Annotated in this window: 14 protein-coding genes; 5 read left to right on the forward strand and 9 right to left on the reverse strand. The window is 53.9% G+C overall.

The window, feature by feature from the left end; translation table 11 throughout:
* Window positions 1-2: 2 nt before the first annotated feature.
* The 5 genes from glgA to asd form a co-directional block, all read right to left on the reverse strand.
* Window positions 3-1436 carry a glycogen synthase GlgA gene (gene glgA / locus F3J40_RS21975; RefSeq protein WP_017349989.1) on the reverse strand — a complete coding sequence of 478 codons (1434 nt, stop codon included), beginning with the start codon at window positions 1434-1436 and terminating at the stop codon, window positions 3-5.
* A 68-nt stretch (window positions 1437-1504) separates the two neighbouring features.
* Window positions 1505-2797 carry a glucose-1-phosphate adenylyltransferase gene (gene glgC / locus F3J40_RS21980; RefSeq protein ID WP_167018055.1) on the reverse strand — a complete coding sequence of 431 codons (1293 nt, stop codon included), beginning with the start codon at window positions 2795-2797 and terminating at the stop codon, window positions 1505-1507.
* Window positions 2790-4763, reverse strand: a complete 1974-nt coding sequence (gene glgX, locus F3J40_RS21985; protein ID WP_167018057.1) for a glycogen debranching protein GlgX — start codon at window positions 4761-4763, stop codon at window positions 2790-2792. The genes glgC and glgX overlap by 8 nt, the downstream gene beginning before the upstream one ends.
* Window positions 4760-6949 (reverse strand): 1,4-alpha-glucan branching enzyme, encoded by a 2190-nt coding sequence (glgB, locus tag F3J40_RS21990; RefSeq protein ID WP_167018059.1) that lies wholly within the window; start codon window positions 6947-6949, stop codon window positions 4760-4762. The genes glgX and glgB overlap by 4 nt, the downstream gene beginning before the upstream one ends.
* A 422-nt stretch (window positions 6950-7371) precedes the next feature.
* Entirely contained in the window at window positions 7372-8481 is a 1110-nt protein-coding gene (asd, locus tag F3J40_RS21995; protein WP_167018061.1) for an aspartate-semialdehyde dehydrogenase, read from the reverse strand.
* 216 nt (window positions 8482-8697) lie between these two features.
* Between asd and F3J40_RS22000 the strand changes: the two genes are divergently transcribed.
* The 4 genes from F3J40_RS22000 (at window position 8698) to F3J40_RS22015 (ending at window position 10775) form a co-directional block, all read left to right on the forward strand.
* The gene (locus tag F3J40_RS22000) at window positions 8698-9291 is read left to right on the forward strand and encodes a YhgN family NAAT transporter (RefSeq protein ID WP_017349984.1); all 594 of its coding nucleotides are present in this window, start codon (window positions 8698-8700) and stop codon (window positions 9289-9291) included.
* 145 nt (window positions 9292-9436) lie between these two features.
* The gene (locus F3J40_RS22005) at window positions 9437-10024 is read left to right on the forward strand and encodes a hypothetical protein (protein WP_167018063.1); all 588 of its coding nucleotides are present in this window, start codon (window positions 9437-9439) and stop codon (window positions 10022-10024) included.
* Window positions 10021-10452, forward strand: a complete 432-nt coding sequence (locus F3J40_RS22010) for a hypothetical protein (RefSeq protein ID WP_167018065.1) — start codon at window positions 10021-10023, stop codon at window positions 10450-10452. Before F3J40_RS22005 ends, F3J40_RS22010 begins: the two co-directional genes overlap by 4 nt.
* Window positions 10443-10775, forward strand: a complete 333-nt coding sequence (locus F3J40_RS22015) for a DUF805 domain-containing protein (protein ID WP_167018067.1) — start codon at window positions 10443-10445, stop codon at window positions 10773-10775. The genes F3J40_RS22010 and F3J40_RS22015 overlap by 10 nt, the downstream gene beginning before the upstream one ends.
* A gap of 15 nt (window positions 10776-10790) precedes the next feature.
* Here the strand turns inward: F3J40_RS22015 and gntU are convergent, their stop codons facing one another.
* The 3 genes from gntU to gntR form a co-directional block, all read right to left on the reverse strand.
* The gene (gene gntU / locus F3J40_RS22020) at window positions 10791-12131 is read right to left on the reverse strand and encodes a gluconate transporter (protein WP_167018069.1); all 1341 of its coding nucleotides are present in this window, start codon (window positions 12129-12131) and stop codon (window positions 10791-10793) included.
* A gap of 4 nt (window positions 12132-12135) precedes the next feature.
* On the reverse strand, window positions 12136-12669 hold the full coding sequence (gene gntK / locus F3J40_RS22025; protein ID WP_017349979.1) for a gluconokinase: 534 nt from the start codon (window positions 12667-12669) through the stop codon (window positions 12136-12138).
* 133 nt (window positions 12670-12802) lie between these two features.
* The gene (gene gntR, locus F3J40_RS22030) at window positions 12803-13798 is read right to left on the reverse strand and encodes a gluconate operon transcriptional repressor GntR (protein WP_167018071.1); all 996 of its coding nucleotides are present in this window, start codon (window positions 13796-13798) and stop codon (window positions 12803-12805) included.
* A gap of 319 nt (window positions 13799-14117) precedes the next feature.
* Here gntR and F3J40_RS22035 point away from each other — a divergent pair, with 319 nt between their 5' ends.
* Window positions 14118-14609: a GNAT family N-acetyltransferase gene (locus F3J40_RS22035; RefSeq protein WP_167018073.1), complete on the forward strand. Its 492-nt coding sequence runs from the start codon at window positions 14118-14120 to the stop codon at window positions 14607-14609.
* A 28-nt stretch (window positions 14610-14637) separates the two neighbouring features.
* On the opposite strand, the gene F3J40_RS22040 is transcribed toward F3J40_RS22035, so the two are convergent.
* Entirely contained in the window at window positions 14638-15270 is a 633-nt protein-coding gene (locus tag F3J40_RS22040; protein WP_167018075.1) for a hypothetical protein, read from the reverse strand.
* Between the last annotated feature and the right edge of the window lie 20 nt (window positions 15271-15290).

A 15290-nucleotide genomic window follows, 5' to 3' on the forward strand; every position in this document is an offset into this window, starting at 1 on the left:
GATTACAACAAGCGTTGATATAGATCGCGGTAGGCGAGCGCAGCGACCTGCCAGCTAAAATCCATCCCCATCGCCTGACGTTGTACATAGCGCCACAGCGAAGGACGAGACCATAAAACAAATGCACGCCGAATAGCGCGCAGTAACGACCAGGCATTGCTGTCTTCAAAGCAGAAGCCGCTGGCGATGCCATCTGCAAGGTTTTCCAGCGAGCTATCACTCACTGTGTCGGCCAACCCGCCAGTACGACGCACCAGCGGTAACGTGCCATATTTCAGACCATACAGTTGTGTCAGCCCACAAGGCTCAAAGCGGCTCGGTACCATAATGATATCCGCACCGCCTACAATGCGATGAGAAAATGCTTCGTGATAACCGATTTGTACCCCGACACTACCAGGGTGCTCTGCCGCCGCCGCGAGGAAACCCTGCTGCAAGTCCGCATCGCCCTGGCCCAACAGCACCAGTTGCCCGCCTTGCGCCAGTAATCCAGGCAGCGCTTCCAGTACCAGATCCAACCCTTTTTGCTTGGTTAAACGACTCACCACGGCAAACAGTGGCACGCTGTCATCCACTTTTAGCCCCATGGTGACCTGCAACTGGCGTTTGTTCTCCGCTTTTGCTTCAACCGTATCGCGGTTGTAACGTGCGCTGAGCAACAGGTCGTGGGCCGGGTCCCAGATACCAGGATCAACGCCGTTTAAGATACCGGTTAAGCGTCCTTCACGCAGGCGCTGAGCCAACAGCGCTTCCATACCGTAACCAAACTCCGGGCGGGTGATCTCCAGAGCATACGTCGGGCTGACTGCAGTAATATGATCAGCATAGAACAGACCGGCTTTCAGGTAGGAGATCTGCCCATAGAACTCCAGCCCATGCATATTGAAGAACGAAGCAGGCAGTTGGATCGCCGCCAGATGATGTGCGGAGAATAACCCCTGATAGGCCAGATTATGTACAGTGAACACCGATTTTGCCGGACGGCCACGCGCTTCCAGATACGCGCAGGTCAAACCGGCGTGCCAGTCATGGGCGTGGACCACATCGGGTCGCCAGAAGGTGTCCAGCCCACAGGCCAGTTCACAGCCCATCCAACCCAGTAACGCAAACCGCAGATAGTTATCGGTGTAGGCAAATTGCGATTCATCATGGTAGGGGCTACCCGCGCGCTCATATAAGCCTGGCGCGTCGATCAAGTAGATACCAACTCCATCAAACTGGCCATAGAGCAGGCGCACATAACCGGCAAAGGTTTGCAGCCCCGCCACCTCTTCCACATCCGGGATCCCTTTAAGCAACGCCGGATAGGCCGGGATAAGGACGCGGGTGTCCGTACCCACCGCGATTTGTGCTTGTGGTAATGCGCCGACAACATCCGCTAACCCGCCGGTTTTCAGCAACGGAAACAGCTCAGAACAGACATGTAAAACCTGCATCCTCGACCTCTTAAATCGGTTATCTGGCGCGATCCTCGCGTCAATTGCTTGTGTGTAGTCTTGTTTTTTTACGTCCCGTCTTGCGCCAGCTTCGCCAGCATCAAGCGGGTAACCAAAACAATGCCCTCTTCCGAACGGTAAAAACGGCGGCTGTCTTCGTCGGGGTTTTCACCAATCACCATACCTTCTGGGATCACGCAGGCTCGATCGATAACACAGCGCCGCAAACGACAGGAGCGCCCTACTGTCACATCGGGCAGCAGCACACTGGAGTCAATATTGCAGAACGAGTTAATACGTACGCGGGAGAACAGCACCGAGTTGACCACCACCGAGCCGGAAATAATGCAGCCGCCGGAAACCAGTGAATTCATGGTCATACCATGGCTCCCGGAACGGTCCTGCACAAACTTCGCTGGCGGCAGCGGCTCCATATGGGTACGAATCGGCCAGCTGTGGTCATACATATCGAGCTCGGGTGTGACTGAAGCGAGATCGAGGTTGGCACGCCAGTAGGCTTCCAGCGTACCGACATCACGCCAGTAAGGAGTGGCGCTGTCATCACTCTGCACGCAAGAGAGGGTAAACGAGTGGGCGTAAGCTTCCCCGCTAGCGACAATTTTCGGCAGCAGATCCTTGCCAAAATCGTGATGGGATTTCTCTTCCAGCAGGTCTTCTTCCAGCAGCTGATAGAGATAAGCAGCGTTAAAGACGTAGATCCCCATGCTGGCTAATGACTGCGTATCGTCACCGGGCATCGCCGGGGGGTTAGCGGGTTTTTCGACAAATCCCACCACTTTATTGCCTTCATCTACCGCCATGATGCCAAACGCACTGGCTTCAGCAATCGGCACCGGCAAGCAGGCAATGGTGCATTGTGCCTGGCTGGCAACGTGATCGAGCAGCATGCGCGAATAGTCCATTTTGTAGATGTGATCCCCGGCGAGGATCACAATGTACTGCGCGCGATAGCGTCGAATGATATCGAGATTCTGCGTCACGGCATCTGCGGTACCGCGATACCAGTGCTCCGAGGTGAAACGCTGCTGTGCGGGCAGCAGATCAATAAACTCGTTCATCTCTTCGTTGAAAATCCCCCAGCCGCGTTGAATATGCTGCGTCAGCGTATGTGACTGATACTGCGTGATCACACCAATACGGCGGATGCCAGAATTAAGGCAGTTAGAGAGGGCAAAATCGATGATGCGAAATTTTCCGCCAAAATGTACCGCGGGTTTAGCGCGTTTGGCAGTGAGATCTCGCAGGCGAGTACCACGCCCACCAGCAAGGATTAATGCCACGGTTTGAGTAGGGAGCTGACGGGCCAGCATCAGCTGATCGGCTTGTTCTAATTTAACCATGTCTGACTCCTGATGTTTGCTTCTGGAACACGCACACACCGTGTGCGGGACCATGCCAGACAGTTAGCAGGATTGGATTGTCATCCCCGGCGAACGGGGGAACGGCACGCCATTCCCCATCTGGTAAGGTGATATAACTCACCGACTCCGTGGCATTAATGGTTATTAACCAGTTCTGTGAAAGCAGGATTTGCATTCTGTGCTCCCCCTGCGACCACGCGTCATCCTGAAGGGGTTGGCCGTTGGCATTTAGCCACTGCACATTGCCGTCATCCGGTTGCCACCAGCTATCGGCGGTTAACGCCGGAATACGCTGGCGCAAGCGGATAAGTGCCGCGGTAAAATCCACCAGTCCGTTATCTTCATGCCAGTCGAGCCAGCTAAGCTGGTTATCCTGGCAGTACGCATTGTTGTTGCCGTGCTGCGAATGTCCGCGTTCATCACCGGCGAGCAGCATCGGGGTTCCCTGCGCCAGCAGCAGCGTCACCAATAGCGCATGGGTGCTCAGACGCCGCCGTTCAGTAATCGCGAAGCTGACGTGCAACCCCTCTTTCCCGTGATTGTGGCTGTAGTTATTACTGCTGCCGTCGCGGTTCTCTTCGCCATTGGCTTCGTTGTGCTTGCGGCTAAAACTCACCAGATCGCGCAGGGTAAACCCGTCATGGGCGGTGATCAGGTTGATGGAGGCATGGGGCTGACGATCCTGATGCTGGTAGAGATCGCTACTGGCGGCAAAGCGGCGGGCAAACTCGCCGTTGCTGAGTTCGCCATGTAACCAGTAACGTCGTGCAACATCGCGGAAGTGATCGTTCCATTCGGTAAACGGCGGCGGATAATTTCCGACCTGATACCCTCCCGGACCGATATCCCAGGGCTCCGCAATCAGTTTGACCTGCGACAACAGCGGGCAGGCTTTGATGGCAGCAAACAGCGGCGCGTCCTGCCGATAATCCGGCGTACGCCCCAACACTGTGGCAAGGTCAAAGCGAAAACCATCCACGTGACAGACGCGAACCCAGTAACGTAGCGCTTCCAGCGCCCAGTTCATGACCTGAGGATGGCTGAGATTGAGCGTGTTGCCGCAGCCGGTCCAGTTTTCATAGGCACCCTGCTCGCTAAGCCAGTAGTAGCTGGCGTTGTCCACCCCTCGCATTGAGAGGGTCGGCCCCTCTTCTTCCAGCTCTGCCGTGTGGTTGAACACCACATCCAAAATCACTTCAATCCCGGCCGCGTGCAGGTTTTTTACCGCCTGCTGGAATTCACGTAGCGGGTTACGGGTGCTGGCATAGCAAGGGTCTACCGCCCACAGGCCAAAGGGGTTATAGCCCCAGTAGTTGCTCAACCCGAGGCGTAATAATCGCGGTTCACTGGCGAAATGCGCGATGGGCAGCAGCTCCAGCGCGGTGATACCGAGACGTTTAAAGTAGGCAATCATCACCGGATGCCCAAGCGCGGCATAACTGCCACGCAATTTTTCCGGGATTTGCGGGTGACGACGCGTCAGACCACGTACATGCGCCTCATAGATAACGGTGTTCCCCCAGGGCGTGCGCAGCGGCTGTGCCTCTCCCCAGTCGAAATCCTCTGCTACGACGAGGGATTTAGGCGCAATTTTTCCGCTGTCGAGACTGTTTTCGCTGTCATAGCGTTCATCATCTTCGACATCACCTTCAATGGCACGCGAGCAGGGATCGACCAGCAATTTTTCTGCGTTAAAACGGTGCCCCTGCTGGGGTTCCCACGGGCCATACACGCGATAGCCGTAACGCTGACCGGGCTTGAGCGCCGGGATATAGCCGTGCCAGATATCGCCAGTGCGGGCGGGCAGCGTGAAACGCTGTTCATCACCACTGGCGCTGAACAAGCAGAGTTCTACCCGCTCTGCATGTTGCGAGAAGAGCGTAAAGTTGACACCTTTGCCGTCAAAGCTGGCGCCCAGCGGCTCCGCACTTCCCGCCTCAATCATCTATCGGCCTCCCGCACTAACCACAGCGTCGCCAGCGGCGGCAGGGTGAGGCTGAGTGACTGTGGTCGACCGTGGCTGTGAATCTGCTCGCTGTGAACAATGCCCCCATTGCACAGGTCACTGCCGTGATAGCCCTTTTGGTCAGTGTTGAGCACTTCGCGCCAGCCGCCCGCCTGGTTAATACCAAACCGGTAATTGTGGCGAGGCACTGGGGTGAAGTTACTGGCAACAATAATTTCATTCCCCTGACTGTCGCGACGGACAAAGACAAAGACCGAGTTCTCATGGTCGTCCACCACCAGCCACTCAAAGCCCTGCGGCTCGAAGTCCAGCTCATACAGCGGTGAGAAGTGACGATAGGTGGCATTCAAATCGCGCACCAGCCGCTGTACACCATGGTGCCAGTTGTCTTCCCCTTCCAGCAGATGCCAGTCAAGGCTGACATCGTGATTCCACTCTTTGCCCTGCGCAAACTCATTGCCCATAAACAGGAGTTTTTTACCGGGGAAGGCCCACATCCAGGCGTAGTAAGCGCGCAGGTTGGCAAACTTTTGCCATGCATCGCCCGGCATACGATCGAGAATCGACTTTTTGCCGTGTACCACTTCATCGTGCGAGAGCGGCAGGACGAAGTTTTCCGTGTAGTTGTACAACATGCCGAAGGTCATCAGATTGTGGTGGTAACGGCGATGCACCGGATCGAGCTTCATGTAGTCGAGGGAATCATGCATCCAGCCCAGGTTCCATTTAAACCAGAAGCCAAGACCGCCAGCTTCAGGAGGGCGGGAGACACCATGATAGTCCGTCGACTCTTCCGCCACGGTGATGCTGCCGGGAGCCGCTTTACCCAACGAGCGGTTGGTGTAACGCAGGAAAGAGATGGCTTCCAGGTTTTCCCGTCCACCGTAATGGTTCGGTACCCACTCGCCTTCTGCCCGGCTGTAATCACGGTAGATCATCGAAGCAACCGCATCGACACGCAGACCATCAATGCCGAAGCGTTCCAGCCAGTAGAGGGCATTACCGGCGAGGAAGTTACTGACTTCGCGACGGCCAAAGTTGTAGATCAGGGTGTTCCAGTCCTGGTGATAACCTTCACGCGGATCGGCATGTTCGTATAGCGGAGTGCCGTCGAACTGCGCCAGACCGAAGTCATCATTCGGGAAATGGCCTGGCACCCAGTCGAGCAGCACATTAATGTCCGCTGCGTGCGCGGCTTCAATGAACTTGCGAAAGTCATCGCGAGTGCCAAAACGGCGCGTCGGCGCGTAGAGACCCAGCGGCTGGTAGCCCCAGCTGCCATCAAACGGATGTTCATTGATGGGCAGCAGTTCGATGTGTGTAAAACCCATCTCTTTCACATAGGGGACCAGCTGTTCTGCCAGCTCTTTGTAGCTGAGCCAGTAGTTATTATCAGTGTGTCGCCGCCATGAACCGAGGTGAACTTCATAAATAGAGATGGGTTTGTTGAAGCCGTTCGCTGCTTTGCGGCTTTCGCTCATTTCCGTTTTTGGCGGCAGCCCGCAAATCAGCGAAGCGGTTTGCGGCCGCATTTGGGCTTCCATCGCAAAGGGATCTGCTTTAATGCGCATCCGACCATTCACGTCGATGACTTCGAATTTATACAGCTGCCCGTTGAATGCGCCGGGAATAAAGAGTTCCCACACGCCCAGCTCGCGGCGAAAACGCATCGGGTGACGGCGGCCATCCCAGAAATTGAAATCGCCCACCACCGAGACGCGCCGGGCATTGGGTGCCCAGACGGCAAAACGGGTGCCTGTGACGCCATCCATCACGGCGTGGTGTGCCCCGAGGGTTTCATAAGGACGCAGGTGGGTACCTTCGGCTAATAGCCACGCATCCATTTCCTGGAGGACCGGGCCGAAGCGGTAGGCATCTTCAATCAGGTTTTGTTGCCCATGCCAGGTGACAGCCAACTGATAGGGAAACGGATTTTTGCGGCGCGGAACGACACCACTGAAAAACCCCCGTGAGTCGATACATTTCAGCTGTGAGCATTTACGCCCGGTTTTCGTTTCAATCACCCACACTTCTGAAGCGTCAGGCAGCAGCGCACGGACTTCTAGCCCATCAGCAGTTTGGTGCATTCCCAATAGTGAAAACGGATCGGCATAATTGCCCGCGAACAAAGCATGGATCGCGTGGGCGTCGGGTAGCTCTGACATGACTTTCTTCCTGTGATATTTGGCAGGCGAACCACGCTCCATCAGGAAAACGTCAGTTGCGCTGCTCTTCATTGAGCACTGCGTACACGGCAAGAAAGTAAGCCAATCCATGGGAAAGTATCTTTGCCGCGTACAACAACCATTTACTACGAGAAGCAAAACAGTTAACTACCGGCACAACATGGTTAAATCATAGCTTGGGGTTGCTGGTTGTTTGCAGCAATGTTGAAAATTATTTTAATCGGCGGAGAAAGCGTCGACTGGATCACTCAGACAATTCAAGCCTTACGCTGCGCTTTGCAGAAAAATGGGAGATAAAGCGGAAATTCTTGTGCGATGAAAGCGGGAGTGGTTATGCAGTGGCGGGAAAAGAGAGGGTATGGCCATCCACTCCCACAGCTGGGGAGTGGATGTAGCGGGAATTACCCCACCAGCAGACGCAGCATGCGGCGCAGCGGTTCAGCGGCACCCCACAACAGCTGGTCGCCAACGGTGAAGGCCGAAAGGTATTCCGGGCCCATGTTCAGCTTACGCAAACGGCCAACAGGCGTGCTCAGCGTGCCGGTCACTGCCGCTGGGGTCAGTTCACGCACGGTGATATCGCGGTCGTTTGGTACCACTTTGACCCACTCGTTGTGCGCTGCCAGCAACTGTTCAACCTCTGCCAGCGGAACATCTTTCTTCAGCTTCAGGGTAAATGCCTGGCTATGGCAACGCAGTGCACCTACGCGCACACACAGGCCATCAACCGGGATAATGCTGGAGCTGCCAAGAATTTTGTTGGTCTCAGCCTGGCCTTTCCACTCTTCACGGCTCTGGCCGTTATCCAGCTGCTTATCAATCCATGGGATCAAGCTACCCGCCAGCGGCACTCCGAAGTTATCGGTTGGCAGCGTACCGGAACGGGTAAATGCGGTCACATTACGTTCGATATCCAGAATCGCTGAAGCCGGGTTTTGCAGGTCTTTTGCGACGTGGTCGTGCAGCATGCCCATCTGCGTCAGCAGTTCGCGCATGTGACGAGCACCACCGCCAGAAGCCGCCTGATAAGTCGCGACAGACGCCCACTCAACCAGGTTATTGGTAAACAAGCCGCCCAGAGACATCAGCATCAGGCTCACGGTGCAGTTACCGCCCACAAAGGTTTTGATGCCTTTATCGATACCCTGGCTAATCACCTGCTGGTTGACCGGATCCAGAATGATGATCGCATCATCCTTCATACGCAGCGTCGAAGCCGCATCGATCCAGAAGCCATTCCAGCCGCTTGCACGCAGCTTTGGATAGACTTCACTGGTGTAATCGCCACCCTGGCACGTAATGATAATATCCAGGGCTTTCAGCGCTTCAATGTCAAACGCATCCTGCAATGTACCATTATGCTTGCCGCCGAAATCGGGCGCTGCCTGGCCATGTTGCGAGGTGGAGAAAAAGACCGGATTGATCACATCAAAATCACGTTCTTCGCTCATGCGGGACATCAGCACGGAGCCGACCATACCACGCCAACCAATTAAACCTACATTCTTCATGTCGTGTCCGTCTCTGGCGCATTCGCGCCTGACCTTTACCTGTGGGAAAGAACGCAATGAGGTATTCATCGCGCTCTGTTGATCATAAGATTTACCTGTGACAGTCAACTCTACAAAATGCAGCATTTCTGGCAAGTGAATTAATTCGATTGGCCCGACTTTTTCAGCAGCATTGCTAATGATGCCGCACCGCGTCCGGGAGGACAGGAAAAACATATGACTGAAATGATCTCTGCAACCGTGCTTTTATTGCTCATTATGGACCCATTGGGCAATTTACCGATATTTATGTCGGTTTTGAAACATCTGGAACCCAAACGCCGTCGCATCGTGCTGATCCGCGAAATGTTGATTGCCCTGGTGTTAATGCTGCTGTTCTTGTTTGCTGGCGAGCGCATTTTGCAATTTCTCAACCTGCGCACCGAAACGGTCTCCATTTCTGGTGGCATCATTCTGTTCCTGATAGCCATCAAAATGATCTTCCCGTCTGAGGAGAGCAGCAGCACGGGCTTGCCAGCAGGTGAAGAGCCCTTCCTGGTGCCGCTCGCCATCCCGCTGGTTGCTGGCCCTTCGCTGTTAGCGACCCTGATGCTGCTCTCACATCAATATCCCAACCAGATGGGGCATCTGGTCGGCGCGTTGCTGCTTGCCTGGGGCATTACGGTCAGCATCCTGTTGCTATCTGGCCTGTTCCTGCGCCTGCTGGGTAATAAAGGCGTTAACGCGCTGGAACGCCTGATGGGGCTGATATTGATCATGCTGGCGACACAAATGTTCCTCGACGGTATTCGCGCCTATCTCAAAATATGAATGTCTGGCCAGGGACGGCCAGTCACAAAATGTGATCGCTTTCTCATTGGAAATTAGGAACATTCCGAATCTGGCGTCATCATTGTTAAGGGTTGTAAATATTTAAATCCGTTCGATATAATCCCCGCCAACCAAGGAGGTGTGTGTGACGGATAATATCGAATCGTATAAAGGAACAGGAATATTCATTATTGTTGAGCGGCTCTATAATCGCGATGCCCCCAGCTGGCACGGCGTTGGTGCGTCGATGATCCAGGTTCACAAAATGGTATATCAGCTTTATCGTAAACAGGACGTTTATTTCGAAGGGGAAAAAATTACCCCGGAAAGCGCAACGTTGTGGCAACGGATTAAAATCCTGTCTGGCGCGCAGTTGGTGCAGAAAAATGCGGCGGATAATGAAACCCACTTCGCACTGGCCTATGCGGGCTCACGTTTCCGCGCGACACCACTCTCAGTAGCCGGTATGGATTCAAAAAACATCCCCGGTTTTCTCACCAAAGAGTACACCTTACCAACGCGTAAAATTCTGGCCTACGGCAGCGATCCGGTGCCCAACGTGAATATCTATGGCCGGGCTGATGCCAGTTTTGTCATGGCGGAAGGTGGCAAAGGCGACCCAACCGCAGCGGCAAAATATGACTTGCAGACTAAGCAGATAAAGCTGGTTGATCCGGTGCATGAACTTCCGGCGCTAATACGCCAACTGGCCACACTGAAGGAGAAAAAATGAGAATATCGCCTGGTCGTCTGGTATTTGGCGCGCTGTTTCTTATTTTTGGCTACCTCTCTTACAATCAGGCGGCCACTATTTTCCTCAGTGATTTCGCCGGAACCATTAGCGATATTCGCAGCATCTTGATCGCCCCGCTGTTTTCGGCCATTTATTATCTGCTTTATTATGGGATTACTGAGGTTATTTTCAGGAAACTGGCTGTCTATAAGCCCGGAAAAGAGATCGCATTTAGTGCGATGTTTTTTGTCGCTAATATTCTGCTGCTGCTGCTCACCTGTAAATTATTCGCCTGGCAAACTGCGGGTGACCTGGCAGGAACCACAGAATTGATGAATATCGACAATCAGCCGATTGCTATCGCCTATCTGGTCGCCAGCGTAGTGGCTTTCATTCTGTTTACGGTGATACGGAAAAAATGGCGTTAACCGATCTACTCAACCCCATCAAGCACGGTTTCCTGCGCACGTTTAACTACAGTGGCCGGGAAGCACGCGCCAGCTATCTGGTGTTTGTGATTTTTCAGGTGGTCTGGTTTTGTCTGTATCTGAAGGGGTTTGCCGCCGGGGATGATGAGATTGGTTTTATCCCCCTGCTGCTGTTTGTGCTGCCTACCCTGGCCTGCGGCAGTCGTCGGATCAATGATGCAGGTTATTCACGAGGTGTGGTGCTGTTACTGCTGGTTGCACCTTATCTGCTGTTCCCTTTTCTCGCCTTTCCCGCTTCTGCCAAAGAAAAACCCGCCGGTTAACCGGCGGGCTGTGCATCAGGAGAGCAGCTCAAATGCCACCATGCCAACAATGGCACCGGTAGTACCGAGAATCGTCTCCATCATCGTCCAGGTCTTCAGGGTTTCCCCTTCACTGGCACCGGTAAAACGGCCAAACAACCAGAAACCGGCATCATTCACATGGCTGAAGATAATTGAACCGCCGCCAATACAGATGGAGAGTGCAGCCAACTGCGCACCGCTGTAGGCCAATGGCTCAATCACCGGCATGACCAGACCCACAGTGGTCAGGCAGGCCACGGTAGCAGACCCCTGAATAATGCGAATGGCACCAGACAGAATAAAACAGGCCAACGCAATCGGCAGGCCAGCGCCAATCAACGCATGTCCTAGCGCCGGGCCAACGCCTGAATCCACCAGCACCTGCTTAAATACGCCACCGGCACCAATCACCAGCAAGATAATGCCCGCAGGCTGCAACGCACTGCCACACACCTGCATCACCTTCTCTTTGCTCATGCCCTGACGATAAGCCAGGCCGTAAATGGCCAGCAGGCAAGCGAGCAAAATCGCAATAAAGGGATGACCAATAAACTCCAGCCACTGATAGAGGTGCGAGCCTGGCTCAGTAAAGCGGGCACCGATGGTCTTCAAGCCAACCAGAATCAGCGGGAACAGGATCAGTGACAGACTAAAACCAAACGACGGCAGTTGGGCAGCATCAACATCTGGCTGCTTATCTTCTGGCGGAGAGGAGAAGGTCACATGGCGCGAAATAATGCTGCCCCAGAGTGGACCGGCAATCAGCATACCTGGAATGGCCGCACACAGTCCCAGCAGAATCATCCAACCGAAATCCGCGTGCATCTGTGCTGCGAGCAGCATTGGCGCAGGCCCAGGCAACAGAAACGCCGCTGAAGCCGCGACACCGGCAAACAGTGGGATCACCAGTTTAACCAGGTTGCCCTGAGTACGACGCGCCACGGCGAAGGCAATGCTAATAAGCAGGACCACGGCCACTTCAAAGAACAGCGGCAGAGCACAGATCAACCCGGCAACCCCCATCGCATAATGCGCGCGGTGTTCACCAAAGCTTTTCAGCATACGAATGGCTATCTGATCGACTGCGCCGGTTTCATGCAGAATTTTGCCAAACATGGCACCCAGCGCGACCACCACGGCCAGAAAGCCCAACGTACCGCCCATGCCTTTTTGCATGGTATCGGCAATGCTGTCCAGTGGCATGCCGGAAAACAGGCCTGCACCCACCGAAACCAACATCAATGCCACAAAGGCGTGCATCCTGGCTTTCATCACTAAAAACAGCAGCAACAGCACCGAGCCTGCTGCTGTTAACACTAACGTTGCGGTATTCATGTTATCAGCGACCTACCACACTTTTAATGGTCTCAACCGTTGAGGCAACCACCTGTTCAATCGAGGCATTAATCTCTACTACCAGCACATCTTCTTCATCACTGCCGGGCTCTTCCAGCGTGTTGAACTGCGTGACCAGCATCTGTGGCTTGAAAAAGTGACCTTTACGCGCTTTAAGGCGTTCTTCGATGGTATCGAAATCCCCTTTAAGATAGATAAAGCTCAGGTTTTCATTGCCCTTACGCAGAATATCGCGATAACGCTTTTTCAGCGCTGAACAGACGATGATAGAGATGGCCTGGGTGCGCTGCATCGCGAAGGCGGCATCATTCAGCGATTCGAGCCACGGCTGGCGATCGTTATCATCCAGTGGGTGGCCTTCCGCCATTTTCAGGATGTTGGCGCGTGGATGGAGGAAATCCCCATCAAGGAAGGCCGTAGTCAGTTGATGAGAGACCTGGCTGGCAACGACGGACTTGCCGCTGCCTGAAACACCCATTAAAACAAAAACATGATGAGAAGACGCGTGCGTAGTCATGTATCAGCTCCGGCAGATAACGATTAATGTTACCGATAACAAACGATGGGCCATTGTCAGGAGCCACCTGCCGAGAGGCAACAAGTTTACCGGGAAAAAGGTGAATATGTGAGCTACGTCATAAAACAACGCGTCAGATACTCTCCCCAACCGTTATCTCAAAACCAACATCAAGTGGCTGTGTCGAACCTTGTTCTCCAGCGATACGCGCCAGCAGCAACGAAGCCGCTTCACAGCCCATGCGTTCACGGGGGGTCACGACCGTTGCCAGTCGGGGCGTGATCACCTGCGCGATATCATGGCCATGGAAGCCGGCAATCGCCATCTGCTGTGGGATCGCCAATCCCTGTCGCTGGCACTCAAACATCGCCCCAACGGCAAGGTCATCATTGGTGCAAAACAGGCTATCTGTTTGTGGGTGACGGCGCTGTGCTTCGCGCAACAGAATGCCACCTGCGGAGAACGAAGATGCCGCCTCCATCATTACGCTGTTCGGCTGTAGCCCGGCTTCGCACATGGCCAACTCATAGCCACGCTGCTTTTGTAACGTACGCTCATCCAGGCGCGCCCCGAGATACACGGTATGACGATGGCCTTTCTGGATAATCGCGTGGGTCATCTGGCGCGCCGCTTCAATATTATCAAAGCCCACGGCCATATCGAGACAGGGCGTGACGCAGTCCATCAGCTCCAGCACTGGAATACCGGCAACTTCGAGCATACGTAATGTGCCAGGGGTGTGGGTCCGTTCACTGAGGATGACACCGTCAATGTTCCAGCCCAGCAGAGAGCGCAGTTGTCGCTCCTCTTTTTCGGCGTTATAACCAAAGTGTGCCACCAGCGTCTGGTAGCCAGCAGCATCCGTGATGCTTTCAATGCCGCGTAGCACATCGGCAAAGACCTGGTTAGTCAGTGAGGGGAGCAGCACACCAATCGCCCGACTGGTGGCATTGGAGAGCATATCGGGTGCGCGATTGGGGATATATCCCAGTTCATCCAACGCAGCGGCGATTTTATCCCGTAGCGCCAGCGATACCGATTCAGGGTTACGCAGATAACGGCTAACGGTCATTTTTGTAATGCCGACCTTATCGGCAACATCCTGTAAAACCGGTCTTTTTTTCTTCATGGTCAGGGCTCGTTATACGGTTCTGTCGCGAGTTTAGCATTAAAAACCAGGCGAAAACGTAATGGAGCTCATCTGTGGCGGGAGTAAATTGCAGGCAAAAAAAAAGCCAGCACCCGAGCTGGCTAAGTAATACTGGAAGCAATGTGAGCAATGTCGTGCCTTCTGGGTCTGTCAGGAGACTCCCCGAGAACGCGTGACAATAATAATCATTATCATTCGCGTCTGTAAAGTCTTTTTGAGATTTATTTTCATTTAATCGATCAAGTAAAACCCTTGATGTTAAAGGGGATTTTCACCACAAAGTGCAAGGAGAAGCCCGTTGAGCCCAATCACCGTTCGTCACGTTTTACCCACTGATGCCCCCGCATTGCAGCATATTTACAGCCAGCCAGATACGCAGGCCAATACGCTACAGCTTCCCTTCCCTGCTTCCCAGCTGTGGCAGGAGCGCACTGCCAATCTGCGTCCTGGCGTACACTCGCTGGTGGCCTGTATTGACGATCGGGTGGTAGGCCAGATAACGCTAGAGGTCATAGCAACCGCACGCCGCCGCCACACCGCCACGTTTGGGCTCGGGGTTGATGAAGCTTTCCGTGGGCAAGGGGTGGGAAAAGCGCTATTGGCGGCGATTGTTGATCTGTGTGACAACTGGCTCCAGGTAAGCCGCATTGAGCTAACGGTATTTACCGACAATGAGGCGGCAGTCGCGTTGTATCAGCAGTTTGGTTTTGTGGTGGAAGGCACAGCCAGGCAATACGCGATGCGCCACGGGGTATGGGTGGATGCGTTTTATATGGCGCGTTTGCAGTAGCGGCGGGTTGTTGTTAACCCGCCAACTGTTAATTCGCCGGCAGATGTTTTGTCGCATCTTCAGCAATCAGCACCATCTCCTGGCACGAGAGATCGGGATGCTGACTCCAGATCTCTTGCTCATCAATACTGACGCCGTCATAGCGCACCCTGCTGCCATCATAGGGATAAAACTTGCCGCTGGCGCTATCCAGAACATAGACCGCGATATGCTGTGATTTTTTAGCAATATGCTGCCACAGTGCTTTACCGCCACGGTAATGAAGATCGTCACTCATCAGTACAATCTTTCGCTGTATGACCAGATATTCATACAGCCGCGTTGCAAGGCCATAGTTGCGAACATCTTCTTCCACCACCACACCTTCAACTTGCAGCAGATCTTTTTCCTGCCAGAAAGATTTCACCCCAAGTCCTGAAAAACCTTCATGGCGAACCAGGCTCAGAGAGGCGACAACACGGTGACGATCATCATGGTTAATCATGGATGTTGTGGCTTCTGCCACTGCGATCAGCACGCTTTCTTTGTGCAGAAGCGTCCAGTAATTGACGTCACCAATCGAGAATTCTTCGACAATATCGAAGTTGCGGGCGACAGTTTCGGGGCTGTAACTTGCGGGTAGCACGACCATCATTGAATCTCCCTGATGTAATACGGGCATCTGTTTTCCTCAGTCATAGT

It is taken from the genome of Candidatus Pantoea multigeneris (assembly GCF_011752615.1).
GTDB classification, from domain to species: Bacteria; Pseudomonadota; Gammaproteobacteria; order Enterobacterales; family Enterobacteriaceae; genus Pantoea; species Pantoea multigeneris.

Excerpts from the sequence above, each read along its gene's own strand:
- glgA (WP_017349989.1), bottom strand. The coding sequence starts at position 1,436 with ATGCAGGTTTTACATGTCTGTTCTGAGCTGTTTCCGTTGCTGAAAACC.
- glgC (WP_167018055.1), bottom strand. The coding sequence starts at position 2,797 with ATGGTTAAATTAGAACAAGCCGATCAGCTGATGCTGGCCCGTCAGCTC.
- glgX (WP_167018057.1), bottom strand. The coding sequence starts at position 4,763 with ATGATTGAGGCGGGAAGTGCGGAGCCGCTGGGCGCCAGCTTTGACGGC.
- glgB (WP_167018059.1), bottom strand. The coding sequence starts at position 6,949 with ATGTCAGAGCTACCCGACGCCCACGCGATCCATGCTTTGTTCGCGGGC.
- asd (WP_167018061.1), bottom strand. The coding sequence starts at position 8,481 with ATGAAGAATGTAGGTTTAATTGGTTGGCGTGGTATGGTCGGCTCCGTG.
- F3J40_RS22000 (WP_017349984.1), top strand. The coding sequence starts at position 8,698 with ATGACTGAAATGATCTCTGCAACCGTGCTTTTATTGCTCATTATGGAC.
- F3J40_RS22010 (WP_167018065.1), top strand. The coding sequence starts at position 10,021 with ATGAGAATATCGCCTGGTCGTCTGGTATTTGGCGCGCTGTTTCTTATT.
- F3J40_RS22015 (WP_167018067.1), top strand. The coding sequence starts at position 10,443 with ATGGCGTTAACCGATCTACTCAACCCCATCAAGCACGGTTTCCTGCGC.
- gntU (WP_167018069.1), bottom strand. The coding sequence starts at position 12,131 with ATGAATACCGCAACGTTAGTGTTAACAGCAGCAGGCTCGGTGCTGTTG.
- gntK (WP_017349979.1), bottom strand. The coding sequence starts at position 12,669 with ATGACTACGCACGCGTCTTCTCATCATGTTTTTGTTTTAATGGGTGTT.
- gntR (WP_167018071.1), bottom strand. The coding sequence starts at position 13,798 with ATGAAGAAAAAAAGACCGGTTTTACAGGATGTTGCCGATAAGGTCGGC.
- F3J40_RS22040 (WP_167018075.1), bottom strand. The coding sequence starts at position 15,270 with ATGCCCGTATTACATCAGGGAGATTCAATGATGGTCGTGCTACCCGCA.